This window comes from Mesorhizobium waitakense (genome assembly GCF_056431085.1).
Genome location: NZ_JBWKME010000184.1, coordinates 1 through 641, shown reverse-complemented (window position 1 = coordinate 641; position 641 = coordinate 1). Strand labels below are relative to the sequence as shown.

Sequence of the window (641 nt, the reverse complement as noted above, 5' to 3'; positions counted from 1 at the left end):
CGGACTGTCGCAAGGCCACAGCCGCGATCGCCGATGAGGTCCTTCGCCGCGCCGAAAGCGAGGTCGGGCTCTCTGACTTTATGCAGGAGCATCTGACGTGCCTGGTAAATGGTTTCAGTAAGTGGGCGGAAGTGCCGGACTGCCGCGAAGCCACAGTGGCGATCGCCAGTGAGGTCCTTCGCCGCGCTAAACGCGACGTCCGGCTCTTTGACTTTACTCAGCAGGGGCTGGCGAACCTGGTGAACGGTTTCAGCAAGTGGCCGGAAGCACCGGACTGTCGCAAGGCCACAGTCGCTATCGCCGAGGCGGTCCTTCGTCGCTCCGGAAGCGGCGCCTTGATCTCTGATTTTACTCCGCAGGACCTGGCGAACCTGGTGAATGGTTTCAGCAAGTGGCCGCAAGCGCCTGGCTGCCGCGAGGCCACAGTCGCGATCGCCAGCCAGGTCTCTCGCTTTGCCAAACGCGAAGCCCAGCTCTCTGACGTTACTCCGCAGCACCTGGCGAACCTGGTGAACGGTTTCAGCAAGTGGCCGGAAGCGCCGGACTGCCGCGAGGCCATAGTCGCGATCGCCAGCGAGGTCTCTCGCCGCGCCAAACGCGACGTCCGGCTCTTTGACTTTACCCAGCAGGGGCTGGCGAAT

Annotated in this window: 1 pseudogene; it reads left to right on the top strand. The window is 63.2% G+C overall.

What is annotated here, in order from left to right:
- Nucleotides 1-641, top strand: a pseudogene (locus AC07FD_RS33255) (hypothetical protein); the annotation flags it as partial.